At 63.4% G+C, this 26,774-nt stretch carries 27 protein-coding genes and 1 tRNA gene; 14 read left to right on the top strand and 14 right to left on the bottom strand.

Annotated elements, in window-relative coordinates; all coding sequences use genetic code 11:
• Positions 1-2 precede the first annotated feature (2 nt).
• Positions 3-1,082, top strand: coding sequence for an ABC transporter ATP-binding protein (locus tag FJ972_RS26775; protein ID WP_140525553.1), 1,080 nt, complete (start codon positions 3-5; stop codon positions 1,080-1,082).
• A 36-nt stretch (positions 1,083-1,118) separates the two neighbouring features.
• Positions 1,119-3,146, top strand: a complete 2,028-nt coding sequence (locus tag FJ972_RS26770; RefSeq protein WP_140525554.1) for an aldo/keto reductase — start codon at positions 1,119-1,121, stop codon at positions 3,144-3,146.
• A 37-nt stretch (positions 3,147-3,183) separates the two neighbouring features.
• Here FJ972_RS26770 and FJ972_RS26765 read toward each other — a convergent pair whose 3' ends face one another.
• Entirely contained in the window at positions 3,184-4,092 is a 909-nt protein-coding gene (locus FJ972_RS26765; RefSeq protein WP_181165447.1) for an AraC family transcriptional regulator, read from the bottom strand.
• A 211-nt stretch (positions 4,093-4,303) separates the two neighbouring features.
• Here FJ972_RS26765 and FJ972_RS26760 point away from each other — a divergent pair, with 211 nt between their 5' ends.
• The 6 genes from FJ972_RS26760 (at position 4,304) to FJ972_RS26735 (ending at position 13,287) form a co-directional block, all read left to right on the top strand.
• Positions 4,304-5,770: an alpha-glucosidase/alpha-galactosidase gene (locus FJ972_RS26760; RefSeq protein WP_140525555.1), complete on the top strand. Its 1,467-nt coding sequence runs from the start codon at positions 4,304-4,306 to the stop codon at positions 5,768-5,770.
• A gap of 110 nt (positions 5,771-5,880) precedes the next feature.
• Positions 5,881-7,962 (top strand): ABC transporter substrate-binding protein, encoded by a 2,082-nt coding sequence (locus tag FJ972_RS26755; RefSeq protein ID WP_140525556.1) that lies wholly within the window; start codon positions 5,881-5,883, stop codon positions 7,960-7,962.
• Between the two features lie 112 nt (positions 7,963-8,074).
• Complete coding sequence (locus FJ972_RS26750) at positions 8,075-9,082, top strand: ABC transporter permease (RefSeq protein WP_140525557.1); 1,008 nt, start codon at positions 8,075-8,077, stop codon at positions 9,080-9,082.
• Positions 9,083-10,219: an ABC transporter permease gene (locus FJ972_RS26745; RefSeq protein WP_140525558.1), complete on the top strand. Its 1,137-nt coding sequence runs from the start codon at positions 9,083-9,085 to the stop codon at positions 10,217-10,219.
• Between the two features lie 10 nt (positions 10,220-10,229).
• On the top strand, positions 10,230-11,897 hold the full coding sequence (locus FJ972_RS26740; protein ID WP_140501033.1) for an ABC transporter ATP-binding protein: 1,668 nt from the start codon (positions 10,230-10,232) through the stop codon (positions 11,895-11,897).
• Between the two features lie 19 nt (positions 11,898-11,916).
• Complete coding sequence (locus tag FJ972_RS26735; protein WP_140525559.1) at positions 11,917-13,287, top strand: alpha-glucosidase/alpha-galactosidase; 1,371 nt, start codon at positions 11,917-11,919, stop codon at positions 13,285-13,287.
• Between the two features lie 18 nt (positions 13,288-13,305).
• On the opposite strand, the gene yacG is transcribed toward FJ972_RS26735, so the two are convergent.
• The 9 genes from yacG to FJ972_RS26690 form a co-directional block, all read right to left on the bottom strand.
• Positions 13,306-13,503, bottom strand: coding sequence for a DNA gyrase inhibitor YacG (yacG, locus tag FJ972_RS26730; protein ID WP_140501037.1), 198 nt, complete (start codon positions 13,501-13,503; stop codon positions 13,306-13,308).
• The gene (locus FJ972_RS26725; protein WP_140501039.1) at positions 13,500-14,126 is read right to left on the bottom strand and encodes a Maf-like protein; all 627 of its coding nucleotides are present in this window, start codon (positions 14,124-14,126) and stop codon (positions 13,500-13,502) included. The genes yacG and FJ972_RS26725 overlap by 4 nt, the downstream gene beginning before the upstream one ends.
• A 22-nt stretch (positions 14,127-14,148) precedes the next feature.
• Positions 14,149-14,367, bottom strand: a complete 219-nt coding sequence (gene infA / locus FJ972_RS26720; RefSeq protein ID WP_006200926.1) for a translation initiation factor IF-1 — start codon at positions 14,365-14,367, stop codon at positions 14,149-14,151.
• A gap of 196 nt (positions 14,368-14,563) precedes the next feature.
• On the bottom strand, positions 14,564-14,974 hold the full coding sequence (locus FJ972_RS26715; RefSeq protein ID WP_140501041.1) for a low molecular weight phosphatase family protein: 411 nt from the start codon (positions 14,972-14,974) through the stop codon (positions 14,564-14,566).
• Positions 14,975-15,022: 48 nt separating this feature from the next.
• A complete protein-coding gene (locus FJ972_RS26710; RefSeq protein ID WP_140501043.1) occupies positions 15,023-15,508 on the bottom strand; it encodes a UPF0262 family protein in 486 nt (161 codons plus the stop codon).
• Between the two features lie 5 nt (positions 15,509-15,513).
• Positions 15,514-16,806, bottom strand: coding sequence for a histidinol dehydrogenase (hisD, locus tag FJ972_RS26705; protein ID WP_140525560.1), 1,293 nt, complete (start codon positions 16,804-16,806; stop codon positions 15,514-15,516).
• A gap of 3 nt (positions 16,807-16,809) precedes the next feature.
• Entirely contained in the window at positions 16,810-17,244 is a 435-nt protein-coding gene (locus tag FJ972_RS26700; protein WP_140525561.1) for a DUF2948 family protein, read from the bottom strand.
• Positions 17,245-17,393: 149 nt separating this feature from the next.
• Positions 17,394-18,686, bottom strand: coding sequence for a UDP-N-acetylglucosamine 1-carboxyvinyltransferase (gene murA / locus FJ972_RS26695; RefSeq protein ID WP_140525562.1), 1,293 nt, complete (start codon positions 18,684-18,686; stop codon positions 17,394-17,396).
• Positions 18,687-18,813: 127 nt separating this feature from the next.
• A complete protein-coding gene (locus FJ972_RS26690; protein ID WP_140525563.1) occupies positions 18,814-18,990 on the bottom strand; it encodes a hypothetical protein in 177 nt (58 codons plus the stop codon).
• Positions 18,991-19,152: 162 nt separating this feature from the next.
• Here FJ972_RS26690 and FJ972_RS26685 point away from each other — a divergent pair.
• Positions 19,153-19,227 (top strand) — tRNA-Thr (locus FJ972_RS26685).
• 458 nt (positions 19,228-19,685) lie between these two features.
• A complete protein-coding gene (locus FJ972_RS26680; protein ID WP_140525564.1) occupies positions 19,686-21,074 on the top strand; it encodes a multicopper oxidase family protein in 1,389 nt (462 codons plus the stop codon).
• A gap of 20 nt (positions 21,075-21,094) precedes the next feature.
• Here FJ972_RS26680 and FJ972_RS26675 read toward each other — a convergent pair whose 3' ends face one another.
• The 3 genes from FJ972_RS26675 to FJ972_RS26665 form a co-directional block, all read right to left on the bottom strand.
• Positions 21,095-21,382, bottom strand: coding sequence for a PTS sugar transporter subunit IIB (locus FJ972_RS26675; protein ID WP_140513359.1), 288 nt, complete (start codon positions 21,380-21,382; stop codon positions 21,095-21,097).
• A 17-nt stretch (positions 21,383-21,399) separates the two neighbouring features.
• Positions 21,400-21,861: a PTS sugar transporter subunit IIA gene (locus FJ972_RS26670; protein WP_140525565.1), complete on the bottom strand. Its 462-nt coding sequence runs from the start codon at positions 21,859-21,861 to the stop codon at positions 21,400-21,402.
• Between the two features lie 74 nt (positions 21,862-21,935).
• Positions 21,936-23,342: a PTS galactitol transporter subunit IIC gene (locus FJ972_RS26665; protein WP_140525566.1), complete on the bottom strand. Its 1,407-nt coding sequence runs from the start codon at positions 23,340-23,342 to the stop codon at positions 21,936-21,938.
• A 53-nt stretch (positions 23,343-23,395) separates the two neighbouring features.
• Between FJ972_RS26665 and FJ972_RS26660 the strand changes: the two genes are divergently transcribed.
• From FJ972_RS26660 to FJ972_RS26645, 4 genes are all read left to right on the top strand, one after another.
• Positions 23,396-23,689 carry a hypothetical protein gene (locus FJ972_RS26660; RefSeq protein WP_140525567.1) on the top strand — a complete coding sequence of 98 codons (294 nt, stop codon included), beginning with the start codon at positions 23,396-23,398 and terminating at the stop codon, positions 23,687-23,689.
• Positions 23,690-23,929: 240 nt separating this feature from the next.
• On the top strand, positions 23,930-25,243 hold the full coding sequence (locus tag FJ972_RS26655) for an NAD(P)H-dependent oxidoreductase (RefSeq protein ID WP_140525568.1): 1,314 nt from the start codon (positions 23,930-23,932) through the stop codon (positions 25,241-25,243).
• Positions 25,244-25,310: 67 nt separating this feature from the next.
• A complete protein-coding gene (locus FJ972_RS26650; protein WP_140525569.1) occupies positions 25,311-25,553 on the top strand; it encodes a type II toxin-antitoxin system VapB family antitoxin in 243 nt (80 codons plus the stop codon).
• The gene (locus FJ972_RS26645; protein WP_140501065.1) at positions 25,553-25,945 is read left to right on the top strand and encodes a type II toxin-antitoxin system VapC family toxin; all 393 of its coding nucleotides are present in this window, start codon (positions 25,553-25,555) and stop codon (positions 25,943-25,945) included. Before FJ972_RS26650 ends, FJ972_RS26645 begins: the two co-directional genes overlap by 1 nt.
• Before the next feature lie 10 nt (positions 25,946-25,955).
• On the opposite strand, the gene proC is transcribed toward FJ972_RS26645, so the two are convergent.
• Positions 25,956-26,771 (bottom strand): pyrroline-5-carboxylate reductase, encoded by an 816-nt coding sequence (gene proC, locus FJ972_RS26640; protein ID WP_140501067.1) that lies wholly within the window; start codon positions 26,769-26,771, stop codon positions 25,956-25,958.
• Positions 26,772-26,774: the final 3 nt, after the last annotated feature.

Raw genomic sequence — 26,774 nt, 5'->3', positions numbered from 1 at the left:
GCATGGCAACCGTCACGCTCACGAATGTCGTCAAGCGCTTCGGCGTTTTCGAGGTCGTCCATGGCGCCAACATCGACATCAGGGATGGCGAGTTCGTCGTGTTCGTCGGCCCGTCTGGCTGCGGCAAGTCCACGCTGCTCAGGATGATCGCCGGACTGGAGGATATCAGCGATGGCGAGATCGCCATTGGCGGCAAGGTGGTGAACGACGTCGAGCCGGCCGACCGCGGCATCGCCATGGTCTTCCAGTCCTACGCGCTCTATCCGCATATGAGCGTCGAACAGAACCTTTCCTTCGGCCTGCGTATGACCGGCAATCCGAAGGCCGACACCGACCGCAGGGTGAAACGGGCGGCCGAGATCCTGCGCATCAGCGAATTGATGGAGCGCCGTCCGAAGAAACTCTCCGGCGGCCAGCGCCAGCGCGTTGCCATCGGCCGCGCCATCGTGCGCGAGCCGCAGGTGTTCCTGTTCGACGAGCCGCTGTCCAACCTCGACGCCGAACTGCGCGTCCAGATGCGGGTCGAGATCTCGCGCCTGCACAAGGAGCTCGGCACCACCATGGTCTATGTCACGCACGACCAGACCGAGGCGATGACGCTCGCCGACCGGATCGTCGTGCTGCGCGGCGGCCATGTCGAGCAGATCGGCCGCCCGCTCGATCTTTATGACAATCCCGACAATCAGTTCGTGGCCGGTTTCGTCGGCTCGCCGAAGATGAATTTCATCAAGGGCCGCGTCGTCGGCTGCGATGCGCGCGGCGTCGTGGTGGAACTCGCTGGCCAGGAGAAGACCCGCATCACGCAGCCGTTGAAGGGCGCCGCGTCCGCAATCGGCAGCAAGGTCATCGTTGGCGTGCGACCCGAACATTTTGGCAGCGCCGGAGAAGGCGACGCCGATCTTGCCGTCACCATCGATGTGGTCGAGCACCTGGGCGGTACGAGCTTTCTCTACGCCAGAACGGCCAATGGCGAGGACGTGGTGATCCAGCGCGACGCGGCCAAGGTCCCCGAGACATCAGAGATCATCGTATCCATCCGCAAATCCTACCTGTTCGACGAAAAAGGGCTGCGGCTGCGCTGATCGGCTGCCCTTTCCCATCCCGCAAGGAGAATGACAATGACTGCAACCACGCCCATCCGCTGGGGCATTCTCGGCCCGGGCAGCATCGCCAAGGCCTTCGCCGGCGGCGTCGCCGGCTCCCGCAACGGAAAGCTGGTCGCCATCGGTGCGCGCGATCCGGGCAAGCCGAGTTTGGCGCAGAGCTTTCCCGGCGCGCGCATTCTCGAGGGCTACGAAGCATTGCTCACTGACGCGGAAATCGACGCGATCTACATTTCGGTCCCGCACCCGGGCCACGCGCAATGGGCGATCCGGGCGGCGGACGCGGGAAAGCATGTGCTGTGCGAAAAGCCGCTGGCGCTGACCGCCTTCGAGGCCGACGCCATGATGCATGCGGCGCGCAAGGCCGGCACCTTTCTCGGCGAGGCCTTCATGTACCGGCTGCACCCGCAGACGCTGAAGCTGGTGGAACTGATCAAATCCAGCGTCATCGGCGAGATCAGGATGATCAAGTCGAGCTTCGGTTTTGCCATGCCTGATTTCATGCCGCAGCACCGGCTTTATGCCAACGACCTCGCCGGCGGTGGCATCCTGGACGTCGGCGGCTATCCCGTCTCGATGGCGCGGCTGATTGCCGGCGCCGCGGCCGGCAAGCCGTTCCTCGAGCCGGACAAGGTGACCGGCGTTGCCCATCTTGGCCAGTCCGGCGTCGACGAATGGGCCTCCGCGCTGCTGCATTTCCCGGGCGGCATCGTCGCCGAGGTCTCCTGCAGCATCTCCCTCAACCAGGACAATGTGCTCAGGATTTTCGGCACCAGGGGCCGCATCGAAGTGCCGGATTTCTGGTTCGCCGGCGGCGACCGCGATGTCGGCCTCGGCCGGATCGATGTGATCGGCGCGGACGGCGTGCGCGAAACCATCAGCGTGAACGAAAAGCGTCACGTCTATTCCTTCGAAGTCGACGCCGCCGGGGACGCCATCCTTGCCGGCCGGCAGGAGTTCGCCTGGCCGGGCATGGCCTGGGCCGACAGCCTCGGCACCTTGCGCGTGCTCGACAGATGGCGCGCGGCTGTGGGGTTGGAGTACGAGATCGAAAAGGCCTCGCGACGCACCAACACCATCGCCGACCGGCCCTTGCGATCCGGCGGCACGGCGATCGCCAAACGCGCCATTCCGGGCCTGTCGAAGCCGGCCTCGATCGTGGCGCTCGGTTTCGAGGATTTCCGCACTTTCTCCTCGGGTTCGATCCTGCTCGATGCCTTCTTCGAGGCTGGTGGCAATCTGTTCGACACCGGCTATGTCTATGGCGGCGGCTACACCGAGACGCTGCTTGGGCTATGGCTGAAGAACCGTGGCGTGCGCGAGCAATCGGTGGTCATCGCCAAGGGTGCGCATTCCCCGCTCTGCTATCCCGACGTGATCGGCAAGCAGCTCGACCAGTCGCTCGACCGCCTGCAGACCGACCATGTCGATATCTATTTCATGCATCGCGACAATCCGGACGTGCCCGTCGGAGAATTCGTCGATGCGATGGACCGCGAGATCAAGGCAGGCCGCATCCGTGGCCCGTTCGGCGGCTCGAACTGGACGATGCAGCGCATGGACGAGGCGATCGCCTATGCCGAGCGCACCGGCAAGCAAAAGCCCGGCGCGCTCTCCAACAACTTCTCGCTGGCCGAAATGCTGGAGCCGATCTGGGCCGGTTGCGTGACCTCCTCCACCGATGACTGGAAAGCCTGGCTGACCGCCCGGCAGATGCCGAATTTCGCCTGGTCGAGCCAAGGGCGCGGCTTCTTCACCGAACGCGCCGGGCGCGACCGGCGCGACAATGAAGAGCTGGTGCGGGTCTGGTACTCGGAGCGCAATTTCGGCCGCCGCGACCGGGCGATCGAACTTGCCGCGCGGCTGGGCAAGAGCCCGATCCATGTTGCGCTCGCCTATGTGCTCAACCAGCCTTTCCCATCGGTGCCGTTGATCGGCCCGCGCACGCTGGGCGAACTGGACGACAGCTTGCGCGCCCTCGACATCGCGCTTTCACCTGCCGATCTCCAATGGCTGGACGGCGGCAGCCGGCAAGCGGCGTAGTGCATGTCATGCAAGGCTGCGCTGGACGGCGACGGGGTCAGGTCTCGTCGTCGGACACCCTGATGTCGCGCCTGGCCGGAACCCTCATGCTGGCATACATGCCGGTGGTGCGGAACTGGCCCGGGCTAATGCCGTAACAGCGGCGGAAGACCTTCGAGAAATAGTTCGCGTCCTCGAAGCCGCACAGGATGGCGACTTCCTTCACGGGCAGGAAGTCAGCCTTGGTCAAAAGCTTGGCGGCGCGTTGCAGCCGCTGCTGCAGCACGAACTCCGCGGGCGGGATGCCTTCGCTCTCGGCGAAGCAGCGCGAGAAGTGCGCCCGGCTGAGGCCGCTGATCGCCACGAGGTCCGCTACCGGCAGCGGCCTGTCGAGATTGGCGTTGATGTGGTCGATGACCGGCTGCATGGCGCTCTGCTTCTCGGCAAAGGCATGTGAGCCGAAGACATCGTCGTAGAGCGCCATCGCCGCCTCATAGGCGATCGCCGAAGCCGCCCCCGGCGCAGCGGCCCCGTTGATGAGACGCAGGCTGCAATCGGCGAGGTGATCGATCGTCTCCGGCTGCAGCCGGAACACGGGACCCGAGACGTCGAGGATGGATTTGTGGATGCGCAGCGCCTCCTCGCCATTCATCGAGATCCAGAAATATTCCCAGCGCTCGTCCTTGGCCAGCCAGTAGCGGTGGTTGTGCGGCACCAGCACCAGCAGCGTGTCGTTCTGCTGCAGGCGATAGTCGCGGTTCTCATAGCGAAGCCGGCCGCTTCCGTTGATCGTGTGCTGGAGCACGGTGAATGGCGTCTGGCCGCGCTTGCGCCCGTCCCAATCATAGATTTCGCCTTCGCGCACTTCGTAGCCGGTGCTCGTCGGCATGGCATGCAGGCGCTGGCGACCGCGCGGCAGCGAGATCGTGCGCATCGACTGTCCGTTGGCGATCAGATCCCGCAGCACAAAATTACCCTTGAAAGCATAATCCTTCTCTGGCCGCGCTCGCGAATAAGCGCATAATCCATCCTCGAAGAACGTGAAGAACCCGCAGTCGAGGAGCGGGCGGGAGGAGAAAAGCCGGAATTCGGCTCGATTGGCACGCGCGCCTTGGCGTGTGGCCATATCCTCCCTTGCTGCTCCTTGCCTAGCATCCGATCGGATCGAGGTGAAGGTGATGAGTTTCAAAATCGCTATTATCGGCGCCGGCAGCGTCGGCTTCACCAAGAAACTGTTCACCGACATACTGTGCGTGCCGGAATTCAAGGGTATCGAATTCGCGCTGACCGATGTCAGCGAGCACAATCTCCAGATGATCAAGGCGATCCTCGACCGGATCGTCGAGGCCAACAAATTGCCGACCACGGTGACGGCGACGACGGACCGCCGCAAGGCGCTCGAGGGCGCACGTTATGTCATCAGCTGTGTGCGGGTCGGTGGCCTCGAAGCCTATGCCGACGATATCAGGATCCCCCTGAAATACGGCATCGACCAATGCGTCGGTGACACGATCTGCGCCGGCGGCATCCTCTATGGCCAGCGCAACATCCCGGTGATCCTCGATTTCTGCAAGGATATACGCGAGGTCGCCGAGACCGATGCGAAATTCCTCAACTATGCCAACCCGATGGCGATGAACACCTGGGCGGCGATCGAGTACGGCAAGGTCGACACGGTCGGGCTGTGCCACGGGGTCCAGCACGGCGCCGAGCAGATCGCCGAGGTACTGGGCGCGAAGTCACCTCGGGAGCTCGACTATGTCTGTTCCGGCATAAACCACCAGACCTGGTTCATCGAGTTGCGCCTGAACGGGCGCGAAATCGGCAAGGACGAGCTGGTCGCCGCCTTCGAGGCTCACCCGGTCTATTCCAGGCAGGAAAAGCTGCGCATAGACGTGTTGAAGCGCTTCGGCGTCTATTCGACCGAAAGCAACGGCCATTTGTCCGAGTATCTTCCCTGGTACCGCAAGCGCCCGGACGAGATCACCCGCTGGATCGACATGTCCGACTGGATCCATGGCGAGACGGGCGGCTATCTCCGTTATTCCACCGAGACCCGCAACTGGTTCGAGACGGAATATCCGCAATTCCTCGAAGCGGCGTCGAAGCCGATCGATCCGTCAAAACGCTCCAACGAGCATGCCAGCCACATCTTGGAGGCGCTGGAGACCAACCGCGTCTATCGCGGCCACTTCAACGTCAAGAATGACGGTGTCATCACCAATTTGCCGCAGGACGCCATCGTCGAATCGCCCGGCTTCGTCGACCGCTTCGGCATCAACATGGCGGCCGGCATCACCTTGCCGGAAGCATGTGCCGCGACCTGCATATCCTCGATCAATGTCCAGCGCATGTCGGTGCATGCCGCCATATCCGGCGACATCGACCTGCTCAAGCTTGCCGTGCTGCATGACCCGCTAGTTGGTGCGGTATCGACACCGGAGGAGGTCTGGCAGATGGTCGACGAAATGGTCGTCGCTGAAGCCGCCTGGCTGCCGCAATATGCGCACGCCGTTCCGGCGGCAAAAGAGAGGTTGTCGAAATCCAGGGTCAAGACCCGCGAATGGGCGGGCGCCGCTTGGCGCAGCGTCCGCTCGATCGAGGAGTTGCGCGCCGAAAAGGCCGCGCTGAAGCAGGCCGGCTGAAAACCCAGGTGGCGGCGACGGGCCTGCGGGAGACAGGTCCGCCGCGGTCGCCGTCCGGGCAGAAGACGAGCAGCAGCAAAACAAAACGTCCGAACACGAGGGAGGAGACAATGAGGAACCTACGCAGCATTGGCATGGTCGCGGGACTGGCGCTGGGCGTCTCCGTCCCGGCGCTCAACGCTTTCGCCTCCGAGCCGACGGTCCCGCCGGTACCGGCGGCGTTTCCGGCCGAAGGCAAGATCACTTATGTGCCGCGCGAGTCCATCCTGGAGTTCAAGGCGCTGCCCGACTATCACGAGCCGGACTGGGTGACCGAGAAATACGTCAAGGCCGGCAAGCTGCCGCCGGTGAAAGACAGGCTGCCGAAGGAGCCCTTGGTTTTCAAGACGGGCAACATGCCTGATGGCATCGGCGTCTACGGCGATACAATGCGCCATGTTATCGGCGGGCGGCCGGAAGGCTGGAACTACGGCGCCGGTCAGACGCAGGGATGGGGCGGCATCGATATCGGCCTGTCCGAATGCCTGACGCGCACCGCGCCGCTGTTCCAGGTCGAGGCCAAGGACACCGAACCGCTGCCCAACCTCGCCAAAAGCTGGGACTGGTCGGCGGATGGCCACAAGCTCACCATGCACCTCGTCGAGGGTGCCAAATGGTCCGACGGCGCGCCCTTCAACTCAGACGACGTCATGTTCTACTGGGACGACGAGGTCGTCGATCCCAATGTCTCGCCGCTCAATGGCGCCACCCAGGAAACGTTCGGCGTCGGCACCACGCTCAAGAAGGTCGACGACTACACCGTCGAGTGGACCTTCAAGGAAGCCTTCCCGAAACAGTATCTCTACGCGATGGCCTACGGCACTTTCTGTCCTGGCCCCGCGCACATATTGAAGCCGCAGCATCCGAAATATTCGAAGAACACCTACGACCAGTTCAAGAACGCCTTCCCGCCGGAATATATGAACATGCCGGTCATGGGCGCCTGGGTGCCGGTTGAATACCGGCCAGACGACATCATCGTCATGCGCCGCAATCCCTATTATTGGAAGGTCGATGAGAAGGGCAATCAGCTGCCCTACCTCAACGAATTACATTACAAGCTGTCCACCTGGGCCGACCGCGATGTCCAGGCGGTGGCCGGCTCGGGCGATTTCTCCAATCTGGAGCAGCCGGAGAACTTCGTCGCCTCGCTGAAGCGGGCCGCGGAGGCGAATGCGCCTGCACGCCTGGCGTTCGGTCCACGGCTGATCGGCTATAATCTGCGCCTCAATTTTTCCGCTAATGGCTGGGGCAACCCGGACGAGCGCGGTCAGGCGATTCGCGAGCTGAACCGCAATGAGGATTTCCGCAAGGCGGTTACCATGGCGCTCGACCGCAAGGCGCTGGGCAACTCCCTGGTCAAGGGGCCGTTCACCGCCATCTACCCCGGCGGCTTGTCCTCCGGCACCAGCTTCTATGACCGCAAGTCGACGGTCTACTATCCCTTCGACCTCGAGGGCGCCAAGGCCGAACTCGCCAAGGCCGGACTCAAGGATACCGATGGCGACGGTTTCGTGAACTTCCCGGCCGGCACGGCCGGCGGCAAGAATGTCGAGATCGTCATGCTGGTCAACAATGACTACGGCACCGACAAGAGCCTCGCCGAAGGCGTTGTCGCCCAGATGGAGAAGCTCGGGCTGCGGATCGTGCTCAACGGTCTCAACGGCACGCAGCGCGATGCCTCGCAATATTCCGGGCGCTTCGACTGGCTGATCCGGCGCAACGACCAGGAGTTGACCTCCGTCGTGCAGAACACCGTGCAGCTCGCTCCCGTCGGCCCCAAGACCAGCTGGGATCACCGCGCACCTGAAAGCGGCGAGGTCGACCTGATGCCTTTCGAGAAGGACCTCGTCGACATCGTCAACAAATTTGTCACGTCTGAGGACAATGACCAGCGCGCCGCCCTCATGAGAGACTTCCAGAAGATTTCGACGGAGCACGTCTACAATGTCGGCCTGACGGAATATCCCGGTGCGCTGATCGTCAATAAGCGCTTCTCCAACGTTCCAAAGGGCACGCCGATCTACATGTTCAACTGGGCAGAGGATTCGATCATTCGAGAACGGGTCTTCGTGGCGGCCGACAAGCAGGCGAAATACGAATTGTTCCCGGAAGAGCTGCCCGGCAAGCCTGGAGACAAGGGCCCGATGTAAGTTTACCTCCCCTGACTGAGACCTCCGGCCGCGCCGCTGGCGCGGCCGGACAAAGGCAACCTCCGAACGCACCAAAAGGACGCGATCGGCAAGACGAGGAAGCGGACCGTCCATGCTGCGATTTCTGTTCATGCGCATAGCGTCGGCAATCCCGGTCCTTGCCATACTGAGCCTCGTCACCTTCGCCATCATCCAGGCACCGCCCGGCGATTATGCCGACTACATCCGCTCGCAGCTGATCAACCAGGGCGGCGCCTCCTTCGCCGAAGCCGACGCGCAGGCCAACGCCTACCGGATCGAACATGGCCTCGATAAGCCGCTGCCCGTCCAGTATCTCAACTGGATCGGCGGCATCGTCACCCGCGGCGATTTCGGCTACAGCCTCTACTACAACAAGCCGGTGGCCGACGTTGTGGGCGAGCGCCTGCCGCGCACCCTCATCCTGGCGCTTGTGTGCCATCTGCTCGCCTCGGTGCTCGGCATCACCTTCGGCATATGGGCGGCGACCCGGCAATACACCTGGATCGACTCGACACTTTCGGCCATCTCCTTCCTCGGCATGACGGTGCCGCGCTTCCTGATGGCGCTGATCATCGTCTATCTCCTGGTCTTCCAGTTCAACGTCTCGGAGATAGGCAGCTTCTTCTCGCCGCAATATGGCGGCGCGCCATGGTCGTGGGCCAAGTTCCTCGATCTGGTCAAGCATGTCTGGCCGGTGGTTGCGATCGCCACCTTCGGCGGGCTCGCCTACAACATGCGCGTCATGCGCGGTAATCTGCTCGACACGCTGAACGCCCAATATGTCGAGACGGCCAAGGCCAAGGGGTTGACCGGCAGCGCCGTCGTCATGCGACACGCCGTGCCCAATGCGCTGCATCCGCTGGTCATGTATCAGGGCGTGGTGCTGCCTTACATGCTGACCGGCGAAATCGAGACGGCGATCATCTTCGCGCTGCCGACCGTCGGCCCGGCGATCGTCGGCTCGATGGCGGTCGGCGACGTCTATGTCACCGCCACTTTCATGATGGTGCTGTCGGCGACGCTGATCGTCGGCAACATCATCGCCGACATGTTGCTGGTCCTGCTCGATCCGCGCGTGCGCCAGTTCGGGGAGAGCTAGATGTTGGCCCGCGATACATCGCCACCGCCGCTGCCGGCCGAAGGACCCGTCGAGAGACCCGCGCGCGGCAACGAGAGCTACACCGCGCTCGTCTGGCGCCGGCTGAAGCGCTCCTGGACCGGCATGGCGGGGTTCTGGCTCGTCGTGCTGCTGATCCTCATGGCGGTATTCGCCGAGTTCCTGGCGCCGATGGACCCGAAGGTGACCGATGTCGCCTTCGCGCCGCCGCAACTGCCTGCTTTCCACGACAGGGACGGCGATTTCGTCGCCCGGCCCAGGGTCTATGCGCTGGCGGATTCGGCGGATCTCGATCCGGTCACCTTTCAGCCCATCGTCGGTCCCGACTATGATCATCCAAGATTGCTCGGCCTTTTCGTCGAGGGCGCGCCCTACAGGCTCTTCGGGCTCATTGCGGCGAACCGGCATTTCTTCGGTTCGATGGACGGCCAGCCGGTGCATTTCCTCGGCACCGACAAGTTCGGACGCGACGTGCTCTCGCGCGCCATCCATGGCTCGCGCGTCTCGCTGATGATCGCGCTGACGGTGGTCTTCATCATCACCGTCATCGGCACTACGGTCGGCATGGCTTCCGGCTATTTCGGCGGTCGGTTCGATGTCTGGATGCAGCGCTTCGTCGAACTCGTGCTGGCCTTCCCGCAGCTGCCGCTCTATCTGGCGCTGACGACGCTGATCCCGGTCACCGCGCCCACCAACGTCTTCCTCGCCTTCGTCATCATCGTCATGTCGGCGCTGGGCTGGGCGCAGATGTCGCGCGAGGTGCGCGGCAAGACGCTGGCGCTTGCGCGCATTGAATACGTACGCGCCGCCATGGCGGTGGGCGCCACCGACCGGCGCATCATCATGCAGCACATTTTCCCCAATGTGATGAGCCATGTGATCGTCGCGGTGACGTTGGCGATCCCGACCGTTGTGCTGCTCGAATCCTTCCTCGGTTTTCTCGGCTTTGCGGTGAAGCCGCCACTGATCTCCTGGGGGCTGATGCTGCAGGACACCGCGACCTACTCCGTCATAGGCACCTATCCGTGGATCCTGTCGCCGGTCGGCTTCGTGCTGGTCACCGTCTTTGCCTTCAACGCGCTGGGCGACGGCCTGCGCGACGCCGTCGATCCTTATTGAGGTGGCTGGGATGACGCTCGCGCTCGCCGAACCCTTCGCACCTTCCGTCCGGCACGACCATGACGGACGCCAGGGAGAACCCGTGATCGATGCCCGCAACATCGAGGTCGCCTTCAAGGTCGAGCACGGCACCGTCGAGGCGGTCAAGGACGTCTCGTTCCAGCTCTATCGCGGCGAGACGATCGCCATCGTCGGCGAATCCGGTTCCGGCAAATCGGTGACGGCGCGCACCGTCATGGGATTGCTGTCCCGGCGCGCCACCGTTTCACCGAGATCGACCGTCTGTTATGATGGGCAGAACATCCTGAAGTTCCCCGAAAGCGCCCGGCGCAAGCTGCGCGGCAACCGCATCTCGATGATCTTCCAGGAGCCGATGAGCTCGCTCAATCCGATCTATACGATCGGCAGCCAGATCGTCGAGGCGATCAGGGTTCATCGCAAGGTCGGCCGGCGGCAAGCCTGGGCACGGGCGCTCGAACTCCTGCAGCATGTCCAGATCCCGGATCCCGTCGCGCGGCTCAAGCAATATCCGCATCAGCTCTCGGGCGGCCAGCGCCAGCGCGTGATGATCGCCATGGCGCTGGCCAACGATCCCGACGTGCTGATCGCCGACGAACCGACGACGGCGCTCGACGTCACCGTCCAGGCACAGATCCTGAACCTGATCCGCAATCTGCAGAAAGAGCTGCGCATGGCGGTGATCCTGATCACCCATGACCTCACGGTCGTGCGCAAATTCTCCGACTACGTCTATGTCATGCAGCATGGCGAGATGCGGGAGCATAACGTCACCGAACGTCTGTTCTCCGATCCCCAGCATCCCTATACGCAACGACTGCTCGCCTCCGAACCGCGCGGGCGGCCACAACCGCTGCCGGAGGGCTCCGGCACCATCCTCGAAGCGAACGGGGTGCGCGTCTGCTTCATGCTGCGTCACGGCACCTTCCTCAAACCCGACTGGCGCGAGCTGGTCGCCGTCGACGATCTCGATCTCAAGCTTTGCCGCCACGAAACACTGGGACTGGTCGGCGAATCCGGCTCCGGCAAGACCACATTCGGCCAGTGCCTGCTCAGGTTGATCGATGCCAAGCGCGGCGAGATCCGTTTCGACGGCCAGCCGATCCATGGGCTGTCACGGGCCGAGATGCGGCCGCTGCGATCGCGCATGCAGGTCGTCTTCCAGGATCCGTTCTCCTCGCTCAACCCGCGCATGACGATCGGGCAGATCATCGAGGAAGGGCTGATCGTCAACGGCATCGGAGCGACGCGGCGCGAGCGGGTCGAGCGGGTGCGCGAGGCGCTGGTCAGCGCCGGCATGCCGGGCGACATCCTTTCGCGATTTCCGCACGAGTTCTCCGGCGGACAGCGGCAGCGCGTCGCCATCGCCCGAGCCATCGCGTTGGAACCGGAATTCATCCTGCTCGACGAGCCGACATCGGCGCTGGACCTCTCCGTCCAGGCGCAGATCATCGATCTCTTGCGCAGGCTGCAGGACGAGCGTGGCCTGAGTTATCTTTTCATCTCGCACGATCTCAAGGTGGTGCGCGCTCTGTGTCACCGCGTCATCGTCATGCAGCACGGCAAGATCGTCGAACAGGGACCTGTCGACGAGGTCCTCACCAATCCCAAGACCGCCTACACCGAACGGCTCGTCCGGGCCGCTTTCGACGTGGCCTGAACACATGCCGGAGGTTAGCGTGGCAAGACATCCCAGGATCACTTTCATCGGCGCCGGCTCGACCGTGTTCATGAAGAACATCGTCGGTGACGTGCTGCAGCGGCCGGCGCTTTCGGGCGCGACGATCGCGCTGATGGACATCGATCCGCAGCGGCTGGAAGAGAGTGCCGTCGTCGTCAACAAGCTGATCGCGACGCTCGGCGTGAAGGCGAAAGCGGAGACCTATTCCGACCAGCGCAAGGCGCTGGCCGGTGCCGATTTCGTCGTCGTCGCCTTCCAGATCGGCGGCTACGAGCCCTGCACCGTCACCGACTTTGAAGTGCCGAAGAAATATGGCCTGCGCCAGACCATCGCCGACACGCTCGGCGTCGGCGGCATCATGCGAGGCTTGAGGACCGTGCCGCATCTGTGGAAGATCTGCGAGGACATGCTCGCCGTCTGCCCCGATGCGATCATGCTGCAATACGTCAATCCGATGGCGATCAACACCTGGGCGATCTCGGAGAGATATCCAGAGATCAGGCAGGTCGGCCTCTGCCACTCGGTGCAGGGCACCGCGATGGAACTGGCGCACGATCTCGATCTTCCCTACGAGGACATCCGCTATCGCTCCGCCGGCATCAACCACATGGCCTTCTACCTGAAGTTCGAGCACCGCCAGGCCGACGGCTCCTACCGCGACCTCTACCCGGATCTCCTGCGCGCCTATCGCGATGGCCGCGCGCCCAAGCCCGGCTGGAATCCGCGCTGCCCCAACAAGGTGCGTTACGAGATGCTGACCCGGCTCGGTTATTTCGTCACCGAAAGCTCCGAACATTTCGCCGAATACACGCCCTATTTCATCAAGAGCGGCCGTCCCGACCTGATCGAGAAATACGGTATCCCGCTGGATGAATATCCCAAGCGCTGCATCGAGCAGATCGAGCGTTGGCAGGGACAGGCGGAAGCCTATCGTTCGGCCGAGCGCATCGAGGTCGAGCAGTCGAAGGAATATGCCTCCTCGATCATGAATTCGGTCTGGACCGGCGAGCCGTCGGTGATCTACGGCAATGTTCGCAACAATGGCTGCATCACCTCGCTGCCCCGCGAGTGCGCCGCCGAGGTGCCGTGCCTGGTCGACGCCTCCGGCATCCAGCCGACTTACATCGGCGACCTGCCGCCGCAATTGACGGCGCTGATCCGCACCAACATCAACGTGCAGGAACTGACGGTGCGGGCGCTGACGAGCGAGAACCGGGAACACGTCTACCATGCGGCGATGATGGATCCGCACACGGCAGCCGAGCTCGATCTCGACCAGATATGGTCACTGGTGGACGAGCTTCTTGCCGCCCACGGCGACTGGCTGCCGGCCTGGGCACGCGTGAGCCGCAAGACTGAAGCCGCCTGACCAAGCGTCGCTCTTAGCTTATTTCGGCTCGTCGGCGTCGGGTTCTTCCTCGTCGTCGCGGGCTTTGATGACATAGGCGCCCTTCAGCCAGCGGTTGAGGTCGATGTCCTTGCAGCGCTTGGAGCAGAACGGGTAGGTCTCGCGCGCCGAAGGCTTGCCGCATTCGGGGCAGGGGCGCCTTGGCCGCAGCGGCGTCACCTTGTCGTCCGCGCTCATGGCCGCGCCGAGGACCAGTTTTGATGGACCTTGAAGCCTTCGCCCGAAAGCAACGCTACGGTCTCGTAAAGCGGCAAGCCGACGACATTGGTGTAGGAGCCGACCAGCTTGACGACGAAAGCGCCCGCAAGCCCCTGCACGGCATAGCCGCCGGCCTTGCCGCGCCATTCTCCCGACGCGACATAGGCGTCGATCTCCTCGCGCGGCAGCCGCTTGAACCGCACGCGCGTCTCGACCAGCCGCTGGCGCAGTTTGCCGCCGGGCGTGATCAGGCAGATGCCGGAATAGACCCGGTGCGAACGCCCCGACAGCAATCCGAGGCAGTTGGCGGCATCGTCGAGCGTCTCGGCCTTGGGCAGGATGCGCCGCCCGACAGCGACCACCGTGTCGGCGGCCAGCACCAAGGCCGGCGCGTAGTCGGTTTCCGACTTCAGTGAGGCAAATGCCTTTTCGGCCTTTTCCTTCGACAGCCTTTTGGCCAGCGAGCGCGGATGCTCGGCACGCAGCGGCGTCTCGTCTATGTCGGCAGGCAATATGCGGTCCGGTTCGATGCCGGCCTGCTGCAGGAGTTCGATGCGGCGCGGCGAACCCGAGGCAAGCACCAGCTTCAGCAAAATGCTCATCGCGGACCAGTCGGCCTTGATCTTACTTGAAACGATAGGTGATGCGGCCCTTGGTCAGGTCGTAGGGCGTCATCTCGACCAGGACCTTGTCGCCGGTCAGCACGCGGATGCGGTTCTTGCGCATGCGGCCGGCCGTATGGGCTATGATTTCGTGTTCGTTTTCGAGTTTCACCCGGAACATGGCGTTGGGCAGCAGTTCCGTGACGACACCCGGAAACTCGAGGACTTCTTCCTTCGGCATTCGATACCTTTGCTTGGATGGTTTCCCGGCGTTTAGAGCATGATGCCGAAAAGTGTGAAGCGGTTTTCGGACGACATCATGCTCTACTTCTTTGATCTAGAGTCGGAAGCTGTCAGGTCGAAGAGACCCAACCGCATCCGACTCTAGCCGGAAATTCGGCGGAACCTATATGATAATCGTCGGCTTGTGAACACGCTTAATCCGTCGCGTTTTTTGCTTCCGGAAGCAAAAAACGTCGGCCTATGCGCAACTTCAGCCGTTCGCGCACATCGCGATAGGCCGCGATGATCTGCTCGCGCGTGCCGCTGGCGCCGGTAGGATCCGGCGTCGGCCAGTATTCGACCTCGACGGCGAGCGAGCGGGTGAGCTCCAGCGCGGCATGGTGCGCCTCCGGCGCGAGCGTGACGATGAGATCGAAATAGTCGTCTTCCAGCTCGTCCATCGTCCTTGGGTGGCGCTCGCCCAGCGACAGGCCTTCCTCGGCAAGCACGGCATCGACGAACGGGTCACGCTCGCCGCTGCGCACGCCCGCGGAGGCGACGAAGGTGCTGGCCGGCAGCATGCGCCGCGCCAACAGCTCGGCCATCGGCGAGCGCACGGCATTCATGCCGCACAGGAACAGGATCGAACGGGGCGGTGCGCCGGCGGTCAGGGGTTAACCCCGCCAATGGAGCACGCAGACCAGCGTGAACAGCCGGCGCGCCGTGTCGAAATCGATGTCGATCTTGCCGGCGAGCCGGTCCATCAACGTCTGCGAACCCTCATTGTGCAGGCCGCGGCGACCCATGTCGATCGCCTCGATATGGCTCGGCGTCGAGGAGCGAATGGCGTCGTAATAGCTTTCGCAGATCATGTAGTAGTCCTTGACGATGCGCCTGAGCGGCGTCAGCGACAGGATATGGGTCACCACGGCGGAACCGTCGTCGCGCGTCACGGCGAAAACCAGGCGGGACTCGGCCAGCGACAGCTTCAGCCGGTAGGGGCCGGCGCCGCTGTCATTGACCGGTTGAAAACTGTTCTCCTCGATCAGGTCGAAGATCGCCACCGCGCGTTCGTGCTCGACGTCGGGCGTCGAACGACCGATCGATTCATCGAGTTCGACATCGATCAGCCTCGCCCGGGTTTGATCGGAGCCCGACATGGCGCCTACATGTTCAGCCGGATAGCGACGGAGCGTCCATGCGCGTCGAGCCCTTCCGCCTTGGCCAGCGCGATCGCGGCGGGCGCCAGCGCGCGCAATTGCTCGGGCCCGAGCTTCAGGATCGAGGTGCGCTTGACGAAATCGAGTACCGAAAGGCCTGACGAGAAACGCGCCGAGCGCGCCGTCGGCAGCACGTGGTTGGAACCGCCGACATAGTCGCCGATGGCTTCCGGCGTATGGCGGCCGAGAAACACGGCACCGGCATTGTGCATCCGCGACAGGAAGCCCTCGGCATCGTCGATTGCCAGTTCGACATGCTCGGCCGCGATACGGTCGACCAGCGGCAGCGCTGCCTCGATTGCCGCAACCTCGATCACCGCGCCGAAATCGCGCCAACTCGCCGCCGCCGTCTCCGCCCGTGGCAGGTTTGGCAGCTGCCGTTCGACCGCCTCCTCCACCGCCTTGCCAAAGGCCGGATCGTCGGTGATCAGGATCGACTGCGCGGACGCGTCATGTTCGGCCTGGGCCAGGAGATCGGCGGCGATCCAGTCGGGATCATTGTCGCCGTCGGCCACGACGAGCACTTCCGAGGGGCCGGCGATCATGTCGATGCCGACGGTGCCGAACACCTGGCGCTTGGCCGCCGCGACATAGGCGTTGCCAGGGCCGACGATCTTGGCGACCGGCTTGATCGTCTCGGTGCCATAGGCCAGGGCAGCGATCGCCTGGGCGCCGCCGACGCGATAGATTTCCGGCACGCCGGCAAGGTCGGCCGCCACCAGCACAAGCGGATTGATGACGCCGCCGGGTGCCGGCACCACCATCACGATGCGCTCCACGCCGGCGACCTTGGCCGGTATGGCGTTCATCAGCACCGAACTGGGATAGCTCGCAGTACCGCCCGGCACGTAGAGCCCGACCGCCTCGACCGCGGTCCAGCGCCAGCCGAGCTCGACGCCCGCGGCATCGGTAAAGCGGTCGTCCTTCGGCCGCTGCCGCTCGTGGTAGGCGCGGATGCGGTCGCGCGCGAATTCGAGCGCCTCGATCGTCTGGTGGTCGCAAGCGGCATAGGCGCGGGCGATCTCGTCCTTCGACACGGCAATGCCGAGTTCCCTGAGGTCGGCCCGGTCGAAGCGTCTGGTAAAATCGACGAGGGCCGCGTCGCCGTCGGCGCGCACGCGCGCGATGATCTGGCGCACGGCCGCGTCGACATCGGCCGACACTTCCCTCTTGGTGGTGAGGAAAGCGGCGAAACGCTGTTCGAAATCGGCGTCGGACTGACGAAGCGTGATGGCCATCGCTCAGGTCCTGTGCACGGGGCGCGACGTGGCTTCCCACGCGCCGCCGACGTCGGCAAGGCGGGCCTCGATGCATTCGACATCGAGCATGATTGCGCCGCCTCCCGAAAAGATCAGCTCGACGATACCGGCCGGCTTGCTGATCTCGATGAAGCTGATCGCCAGCAGCGACAGCACTTCGGCCGGCTTGTCGCGGGCAATGCCGCTGGTCTTGGCGCCCAGAACCCGATCGAAATGCAGCACGGCCTGGCGCCGTTCGTTGTGCTGGCGAAAGAAGCCCGATTTGGCCTCCCAGACGAAACGGTTCATGGTCAGCACGAAACGCTTGGCCGCGGGAAGGTATTCAAGGTCCGAGACTTTCATCACGGCGTCCTGGACGTGGGCGGAGACGATGCTCAGGTCCTGGTCGTCGAGGGCGATAAGCTTGAGGCCGGTCATGCGGATTTCGCACCTGAAAATTGACTGTTCAGCCTTCTGTTAGAGCATGATCCCGAAAAGTGGAAACCGCTTTTCGGAAAAGATCATGCTCAAGCAGGAATCCGGAGATCGTTCCGGTCCGCGCAGCCGTGAGGCGGGCGGGGATTGGCCTAAGCCGAAATCCGTTCGATCACCGCGCCGCAATTGGACAGCTTTTCCTCCAGCCGCTCGAACCCGCGGTCGAGATGATAGACGCGGTTGACCGTGGTTTCGCCTTCGGCCGCCAGGCCCGCGATCACCAGCGAGACCGAAGCACGCAAGTCGGTCGCCATGACCGGCGCGCCCTTCAATTTCGGCACGCCGTCGACGATCGCCGTCTGGCCGGAAAGCGTGATGTGGGCGCCCAGACGCGCCAGTTCCTGCACATGCATGAAGCGGTTTTCGAAGATCGTCTCGGTGATGCGCGACTTGCCCTTGGCCATGGTCATCAGCCCCATGAACTGCGCCTGCAGATCGGTGGGGAAGGCCGGGAAGGGCGCCGTCGTCACGTCGACCGGTGAAATGCCGGCGCCGTTGCGCTTGACGCGGATGCCGGAATTGGTCGGCGTGATCTCGGCGCCCGTCTGCGAGATCACGTCCAGCGCGGTCTGCAGCAAATCGGGACGCGCGCCTTCGAGCACGACGTCGCCGCCGGTCATGGCGACGGCCATGGCATAGGTGCCGGTCTCGATGCGGTCCGGGATGACGCGCACGCGCGCGCCCGACAGCGCCTCGACGCCGTCGATGGTGATGGTTGGCGTGCCGGCGCCGGAAATCCTGGCGCCCATGGCATTGAGGCATTCGGCGAGGTTGACGATCTCGGGCTCGCAGGCGGCGTTTTCAAGCACCGTCTCGCCCTTGGCGAGCGACGCCGCCATCATCAGCACATGGGTGGCGCCGACCGACACTTTCGGAAAGACATAACGGTTGCCGACGAGGCGGCCATTCCTGGTCTTGGCGATGACATAGCCGGTGTCGACGTCGATGTCGGCGCCCAGCGCCTGCAGGCCTTCCAGGAACAGGTCGACCGGCCGCGTGCCGATGGCGCAACCGCCCGGCAGCGACACCTTGGCCTCGCCCATGCGGGCCAGCAGCGGGCCGATGACCCAGAACGAAGCGCGCATCTTCGACACCAACTCGTAAGGGGCCGTCGTGTCGACGATGTTGCGGGCGGAGAAGTTGATGGTGCGCGAATAGCCTTCATTCTGCTTTTCGCGGCGTCCGTTGACCGAATAATCGACGCCGTGATTGCCCAGGATGCGGATCAGCTGCTCGACATCGGCCAGATGCGGCACGTTTTCGAGCGTCAGCGTGTCGTCTGTCAGAAGCGACGCGATCATCAGCGGCAGGGCGGCGTTTTTCGCGCCCGAGATCGGAATGCTTCCGGCGAGCTTGTTGCCGCCGACAATTCTGATGCGATCCATGAAGACTATCCCCTCGGCCCTGAAAGCCGGTTTCAATCGTTTGATTATCGGCCCGTCTAGACCATCGGCCAAGCTGGTTCAAGAAATAGGATTTCCTGGCACCCGACCCAAGAGTGGCGGATTTGAGTTAATCTTTTTGTATTTCCTTCGCCGCGCCGACCCCGTCCGGCCGCTTGTCGGCCTCGCCGGCGCGCCGCGAGCGCGACTGTGCCTTGCGTTTCAGCAGATTCGCGCGCAGCTGCTCGGCGAGCCGGTCCTTGCGGCCGGTGCCGCCCTTTTTCGGTGGAATTGTCTTGTCGTTCATCGTCCCGTCCTAGCCGGCGGCCGGCCAGGCCGCTATTTCAGGCATAACCAACATTGTGGCGCGGCCATGTCATCAAAACGTATCCGGCAAAGGCTTTCACAGATGCTTTGCACTTGGCCTTGCGCTTGCCGGTTCGATATGGCAGAAGCCCCGCCATCAGCGGCTGCGGTAGCTCAGTGGTAGAGCACTCCCTTGGTAAGGGAGAGGTCGAGAGTTCAATCCTCTCTCGCAGCACCAGACTGCCCGACATTTTCAGCGCCATCCGTCCCATTCTTAAGCCCTTGCGGCACGAACGGGCAAAAAAAGGCGCATCCGGCACCTGAATCCGAGATTTCGCGCAAGGTTGGTTCTCGTCGCGCTTTCATGGCGGGAGCAAATCGGCCTGCTTGCTTTCCTCCGCGACGAGCGCCTGCCCATAGGGGGCGACCGCTTGACGCCCTTCCGCTACCCACCCGCCCGATCGGACGGTTGAAAACATCGGCATTGGCGACCCGGGCGAGTCCGCTCCGGTCAGTGCCTTGAAGCATGACCTGGCGGCCGTCGTCCCGATCAGAGTCGCAGGGCGAAGCGCCGTCCGCGCAGACGGCGCTGGTTGCGGCTTCATCGGGATGCAAATGCCGATATCGGCATTTGCGCTGGCCGCCCGATCATGATCCAAGTCGGCGATTCCGAGGGCTTTCCCGCTGGAGCGCAGCATGACCTTGATCACACGCCGTCGACTTCTGAAATCGGCAGCGTTTGCCGGTGCGGGCGGGCTCGCCGCGATGGGGAGGCTTGGCGGCTGGGCCGCCGCCGGCCCCGAGCCGGTGGTGCTGCAGACGGCCAAAATCCAGGCCAGGCTGATGGAGATCGGCCCGACCCGGGAAGTGCTGACCTATGGCAGCGCCGGAATGCCGCCGGTGCTGAGGATGAAAAAGGGCGAGCCCTTCGCCGCCCGGCTCGTCAACGCCATCGACGACCCGACGACGATCCATTGGCACGGCGTTCGGGTCCCCAACAAGATGGACGGCGTTCCGTTCCTGGTCCAGCCCTACGTCTATACCGGCGATCATTTCGACTATGCCTTCACGCCGCCCGATGCCGGCACCTTCTGGTACCACCCGCATTGCAACACGCTGGAGCAGATGGGGCACGGCCTGACCGGCGTCATCGTGGTCGAAAATCCCGGTGATCCGAAATTCGATGCCGAAATCGTCCTCAATCTGCGCGACTGGCGTCTCGGCGACGATGGCCAGTTCATCGACCAGTTCCGGCCGCGCGATGCCGCGAGAACCGGCACCTATGGCACGGTGCGCACGGCCAATTGGCTCGACCAGCCGCACTATGACGCGCCGGCCGGCGGGCTGGTGCGGCTGCGCGTCGCCATCACCGACGTGACGCGCATCCATGCCTTTCGCGTCGACGGCGCGGAGGCGACGGTGATCGCGCAGGATGGCAATCCGGTGCCGCAGCGTTTTTCGCCCGATGCCTTGCTGCTTGGCCCGGGACAGCGCATGGAACTCGCCATCCGCATGCCGGACGCGGAGGGCGCGGTCGTGAGCCTGCGGGACGTCAGGGGCACCAAACCCAAGGTGCTGGCGACCTTGCGTGCGGTCGGCCAGTCGCTGAAGCGCGACATTCGTGATGTCGCGCCGCTGGAGGCCAATCCGGTGGCGGAGGTCGATCTCTCCGCTGCCCAGCATATTTCGCTGGCGCTCAGCGCCACGGCCGAGAACATTCCGAGCGACGGCATATGCGGTTCGCTCGGCTACAGTTTCTGGGCCATCAACAAGGTGCCGTGGCCGGGTGACACGCCGGATCCGACCGCGCCGCTGGCCGAATTGAAGCTTGGCAGGAGCTATGTCATCGACATGGAGAACCTGACGCCGCAATCGCATCCGATGCATTTGCACGGCATGAGCTTCAAAGTGCTGTCATCCTCGACTCGGCCCGTGCAGCCGCTGATTTCAGACACCTATCTCATCCAGCCCAACGAGAAGGTGAGCCTCGGCTTCGTCGCCGACAACCCCGGCGACTGGCTGCTGCACTGCCACATCATCGAGCATCAGAAATCGGGCATGACGAGCTACGTCAGGGTGACCTGAAACCGAGCGCGTGCCGCGGCCTACTTGCGCAGTTGCGCCTCGATCTCGTCGAGCACCTTGTCTTTGCCGATGCCGGTGAGGAAGGCGAGGCCCTTGATGACCGGCTTGGTCACCGAAGCCGAGATCGGCGTCGTGGCGACGATGAAGTCGACGCTGTCGGCCAGCCCCGGCACTTCGGTCGCCTTGGCCTGCTGGGCGTTGAAGGTCAGGCCGCGTTGCTTCATCGCCTCGGTGACGGCGACGTTGACCGCGGTCGAGGTGGCTATGCCCGTGCCGCAGGCAAAGAGAATTGTTTTCTGTCTGGACATCTCTTTCTTCTCCTTGTTCAGCCGAGCACGGCCCGAACGTCGTCTAGCGTCGTGGCCGACCTCAGGCCGTCCAATGCATCTGGATTCTGGATGGTGGCCATGACGGCCTGCAGCGCTTCAATCTGCTTGTCCTTGTCATTGATGGCAAGCAGGAAGACGAAGCCGACCGGCAGCTTCTCGTCAGGGTCTTCCATGTTGGCGAAGACGACGGGGTGCTTCAATGTGCCCAAAGCGATCCCGGGCTTCAGGACATGTTCGGGATCGGTGTGCGGCACCGCGACATTGTCGGGGCGCTCCAGCGGCAGTCCTGTCGGGATGGTCAACTCGCGACGCACGACCGCGTCGGCATAGGAGTTCTTGACATAGCCGAGCGTCTCGAGCCGGCCGGCCAGGATGCGGATGATCTGCTCATTGGTCGAGGCATCGGATCCGAGCACGATCGCTTCGGGGTCCAGAAGCTGCATGAGTCCGTCAGACATGTTTTTGCTCCGTCGATAAAATCGTGCGCCCGGGGAGGGCGCACGATCATTTCAAACGTCAGGCGTGATGAGGCTCAGGCCGTGCCTTCGGCCGGCTCGTCCTCGGCGCCCGCTGCCCGTTCCCAGCCGAGCGTGTTGCGGCGATAGAGGACGAACAGTGCCGCGATGACCACGGCGATCACGACGATGCCGGTAAGGCCAAGTCCCTGGATCGCCTCGATGATCACATAGGGCACCCACAGGAAGCCGTCGACGACGGAGGTGATCTGCAGCGCGTCTGCCGGCAGCTTGAAGCCCGAGGCGACGGCAGCACTTGTGAACAGCGGCGCCAGCGCGTTGGCGACGTAGAAGCCGATCGCCAGCGTCACCGTGCCGATCACCACCATGCGGAACACATTGCCTTTGACCAATGGCGCGGTCATGGCGACGATGAAGGGAATGACCGCCAAGTCGGCGAACAGGATGACGCGGTTGCCCGGCAGGATCACCGACAGGATGATCGCGATCGGCACCAGGATCAGCGATGACGAGATCGCGGCGGGATGACCGATCAGGATCGCCGAATCGAGGCCGACGAGAAGCTCGCGGTCGCCCGTGCGCTTGCGCACGAATTCCTGCGCCGCGTCGGAAACCGGGATCAGCCCTTCCATCAGGATCTTCACCATGCGCGGCAGGAGCAGCATGACGGCTGCCAGGGTCATGCCGGTGCCCAGCACCTTGGCGAACACCGTGCCGAGGTCACCCGCATTGTAGAAAGCGATGGCGCCAAGCACGAGACCGATGATCAAGCCGAGCACGACAGGTTCGCCGAACACGCCGAACCGGCGCTCGATGGTCTCGGTGTTGATGTTGATGCGGTTGATGCCGGGAATGCGGTCCATGATCCAGTTCAGGATGATGGCGATCGGCAGGATCTGCGCGGAAGCCAGGTGCGGCACCGAAATGCCGGGCACGCCGTAGAACTGCTGCACTGCGCGCGCCGACCAGTCGGCGAACAGCAGCGACAGTGCCGCGACCAATGCCGCGATGGCGATGCCGTAGGCCAGATTGTCGGTCGCCGCCACGACCAGCGAGCCGACAAAGGCGAAGTGCCAGAAGTTCCAGACGTCGACATTGAGCGTGCGCGTCATGCGCGTCAGCAACAGCACGATGTTGACCAGGATGCCGACGGGGATGACCCACAGGCCGACCGACGAGCCGAAGGCGATGGCGGCCGCCGACGGCCAGCCGACATCGATGATGTCGCGATGAATGCCGGTGTTGGTGACGATGGCCTTGGCGACGTCGCCGATCGACGTGAACATCAGGCCAAGCACGAGGTTGATGCCGATGAAGGCGACGCCGATGGTGACAGCGGCGCGAAAAGCCTTGCTGACCTTTGCGCCCAGAACGACGGCTATGATGAAAATGACGATCGGCAGCAGCACTGTTGCGCCGAGCGTGTCGATGGCCCCTTTGAGGCCCGCAAGAATAGTGTCCATTTGTCCTCCCCTGGAGCACCGAGCCCTACCCCCGGGTTCGAAATGATGCTCCGTTGACCTCCAACGCCTTTGCCGCCAACCTCGGCGCAAAGGCACTCCCCGTTCTGCCCGCGAGGCGGAATGCGTCCCGCTCGGTGATGCGGGATGAACATTTGCCTTCGCTGGCGAACGAATGTTTTATTGAGGCAGTTCAAGGCAATGTCAATTGGCAAGTCTTTGAACCCAAGGCATCCGGGCTGACGGAGAGCCTTCGCCTGTGCGCTCTTGACGGAGCATTGAACGGAAAAACCCGCCTGTGCGGCGGGCCCTTGGCGCAACTCAGCACCATAGGCAAATATGTAGCATAGTTGCCCTCACCCGGTCAAGAAAAAATTCCTATCATGAGAAGCCGCCGGCACAGCGGACTGGCAGTCGTCAGGTCTTTGTCGCCGAGTTCGGAGCCCCGCTTCGGTCCAGTCGGGACTGGGCCGAGCGCCTCTATACCGCGCGATTTCATGGGAAATTGACTGTCGAGGCCAGTTTCGTTGGCAAGGAGGAGCTATTCCCTGCTAATCCGACGCGAACCAGGAAGCTGTGGACATCCCCGCATGACCAATGTCGCCTTGACCGGGCTCGCCCGCGATCTCGCCAGCCGTGCCGCCGAGGGCCGCCCGGTACGCATCGGCGTCATCGGTTCGGGCGAAATGGGCACCGATCTGGTCACGCAAGGCATGCTGATGCCCGGCATTTCGGTCTGCGCGGTCTCGACAAGACGTCCGCACACGGCACGCGAAGCGATCCGCATCGCCTATGGTGACGAAGCGATGGCCGTCGAAGCCGATACCACTTCGAAAGTCACCGCGGCGATCGAGTCGGGAAAGATCGCCATCACCTCCAACGAGATGCTGGTCACCAATCCGCTGATCGACGTCGTCATCGACGCCACCGGCAAGCCCGGCGTCGCCGCCGACTTCGACCTGATGGCGATGCAGCATGGCAAGCATCTGGTGATGATGAATGTCGAGGCCGACGTCACTATCGGCTGCTATCTCAAGCAGCAGGCAGATCGCCTCGGCGTCGTCTATTCGGTCGGCGCCGGAGACGAGCCCTCGAGCTGCATGGAGCTGATCGAGTTCGCCTCCGCACTGGGCCTGACCATCGTCTCGGCCGGCAAGGGCAAGAACAACCCGCTTAACCACGATGCCGTGCCCGACGACTATCGCGAGGAAGCGATCCGCCGCAACATGAACCCGCGCATGCTGGTCGAGTTCGTCGACGGTTCGAAAACCATGGTCGAGATGTGCGCCATCGCCAACGCCACCGGGCTGGTGCCCGATGTGCCCGGCATGCACGGCCCGAAGGCCGACCGCGACGACCTCGTCAAGGTGCTCATTCCGCGCGAGCATGGCGGGCTGCTCACGAAAAAGGGCGTTGTCGACTACACGGTCGGCAAGGGTGTCGCACCCGGTGTCTTCGTCATCGTCGAGGCGACCCACCCGCGCATCGTCGAGCGCATGGACGACCTGCATATCGGCCACGGTCCCTATTACAGCCTGTTCCGGCCCTACCATTTGACCTCGCTGGAAGTCCCGCTGACGGCAGCCCGCATCGTGCTCTTCGGCAAGCCCGACATGGTGCCGCTGCCAAGGCCGGTCGCCGAGGTATGCGCCGTCGCCAAGCGGGATCTGCTCGCCGGCGAAACCTTCGATGCGATCGGCGAGACCTGCTATCGCTCCTGGACGATGACCGTCGAAGACGCTCGCGCCCGGCGTGCCGTGCCGGTCGGCCTGCTCGAGGGCGGCAAGGTGCTGAAACCGGTGAGGAAAGGCGAGCTGTTGACGGCCGACAACGCCGCACCCGACCGGGCGACGAGACTGTTCGCTCTGCGCCGGCTGCAGGATGAGATGCTGTACGGAAAATAAGCCCGTTGTGGCGCTGTCATGACAGATGCACTATATTGTAATGGCAGATGACGCTGAGGATCGACCAATGAACCTCCAGATCAGGGACCCGCGTGCACGTGAGCTGGCACAGCGGCTCGCCGCCAAACGCAAGATTTCGATGACCGAGGCGGTGATCGAAGCTCTTGAGTCCGAACTGAAACGGGAAAGTGGACGCGCTCCGTTGGCGCAGCGGCTGGCTACCATCGCTGATGAACTCAAAGCCAGAGCTGGTCATGGCGGCCGGCCCGTAGACAAGGATGAGATCGATGAGATGTGGGGCCACTCTTGATGTTTGTCGACACCTCGGTGGTCGTCGCAATTCTTTCGGGAGAGGGAGATGCTGGCGAGTGGAGCAACCGCATCGCGGTAGCACCTCGCAAAATTACTTCCGCGTTGGTGGTGCTCGAAGCGGCTATGCGGCTTTCAACTATGCTGGCCGTTGAGCCGCTTGTCGCTGAAGTGGCGATAGAGGCTTTTCTGCGCGAGTCCGAAATCGAAATCGTTCCGATCGACGCCGGCGACGCCAAGCTCGCGGTCCAAGCTTTTTCAGACTATGGAAAAGGACGCGGGCATCCCGCCCAACTCAACCTGGCCGATTGCCTGTCCTATGCATGCGCAAAGAGTCGTGGCTCTGCTCTGCTCTACAAAGGCAACGACTTCTCGCATACCGATCTGGCCTAGGGAGTCTGCTCTATTTCCCCAGTTCGATCGACCGCAGCCGCGCCGCTTCCACCGCTTGCGTGAGGAGATTGGTCAACCGGTCCTCGCCCATCAGCACACCAAGCGCCGCCGCCGTCGTGCCGTTCGGGCTGGTCACCTGCTGGCGCAGCAGGCCCGGCTCCTCGCCGCTTTCGGCGGCGAGGGAGGCGGCACCATAGACGGTCTGCATGGCGAGCAGCCTGGCGGTCGCCGCCGGCAGGCCCGCCTTCTCGGCGGCGACGGTCAGCGCTTCGATGAAATGGAAGATATAGGCCGGCCCCGATCCCGACACGGCGGTCACCGCATCCATCAGTCCCTCCTCGTCGATGGTGGCCACTTCGCCGCTGGCCGACAAGAGGTCGGCGACGAAACGCTTGGTGTCGTCGGAAACCAGCGGATTGGAAAACACCACCATCATGCCCTTGCCAATGGAAGCAGGCGTGTTGGGCATGCAGCGCACAACAGGCGCGCGGTCGCCCAGGATTTCCTCGAAGGTGGCGACCGGCGTGCCCGCGGCAATGCTGACGAAGGTGGTGCGCCCTTCGCCGAAACGTTTGTAAGCGGCGGTGACGTCGCGGATCACCTGGGGCTTCACGGCGATGACGATGAGATCAGGCACGGCACCGGCCGGGATATCGGTGGCGTCGGCAGCCGTTCCGCATCCCAGTGCGGCCGCGCGCTGGCGCAGGTCGGCATTGGGCTCGACCACGAAAACGGACGACGGTGCAAGCTTGCCGGATTTCAGCCAGCCCGAGAGCATGGCGTAACCCATATTGCCGCAGCCGGCGAGAACAAGCCTGATCGTCATCGA

This window comes from Mesorhizobium sp. B2-1-1, assembly GCF_006442975.2.
Classification (GTDB): Bacteria; Pseudomonadota; Alphaproteobacteria; order Rhizobiales; family Rhizobiaceae; genus Mesorhizobium.
The sequence above is the reverse complement of the archived record's forward strand: the minus strand, read 5'-3'. Positions and strand labels throughout refer to the sequence as shown.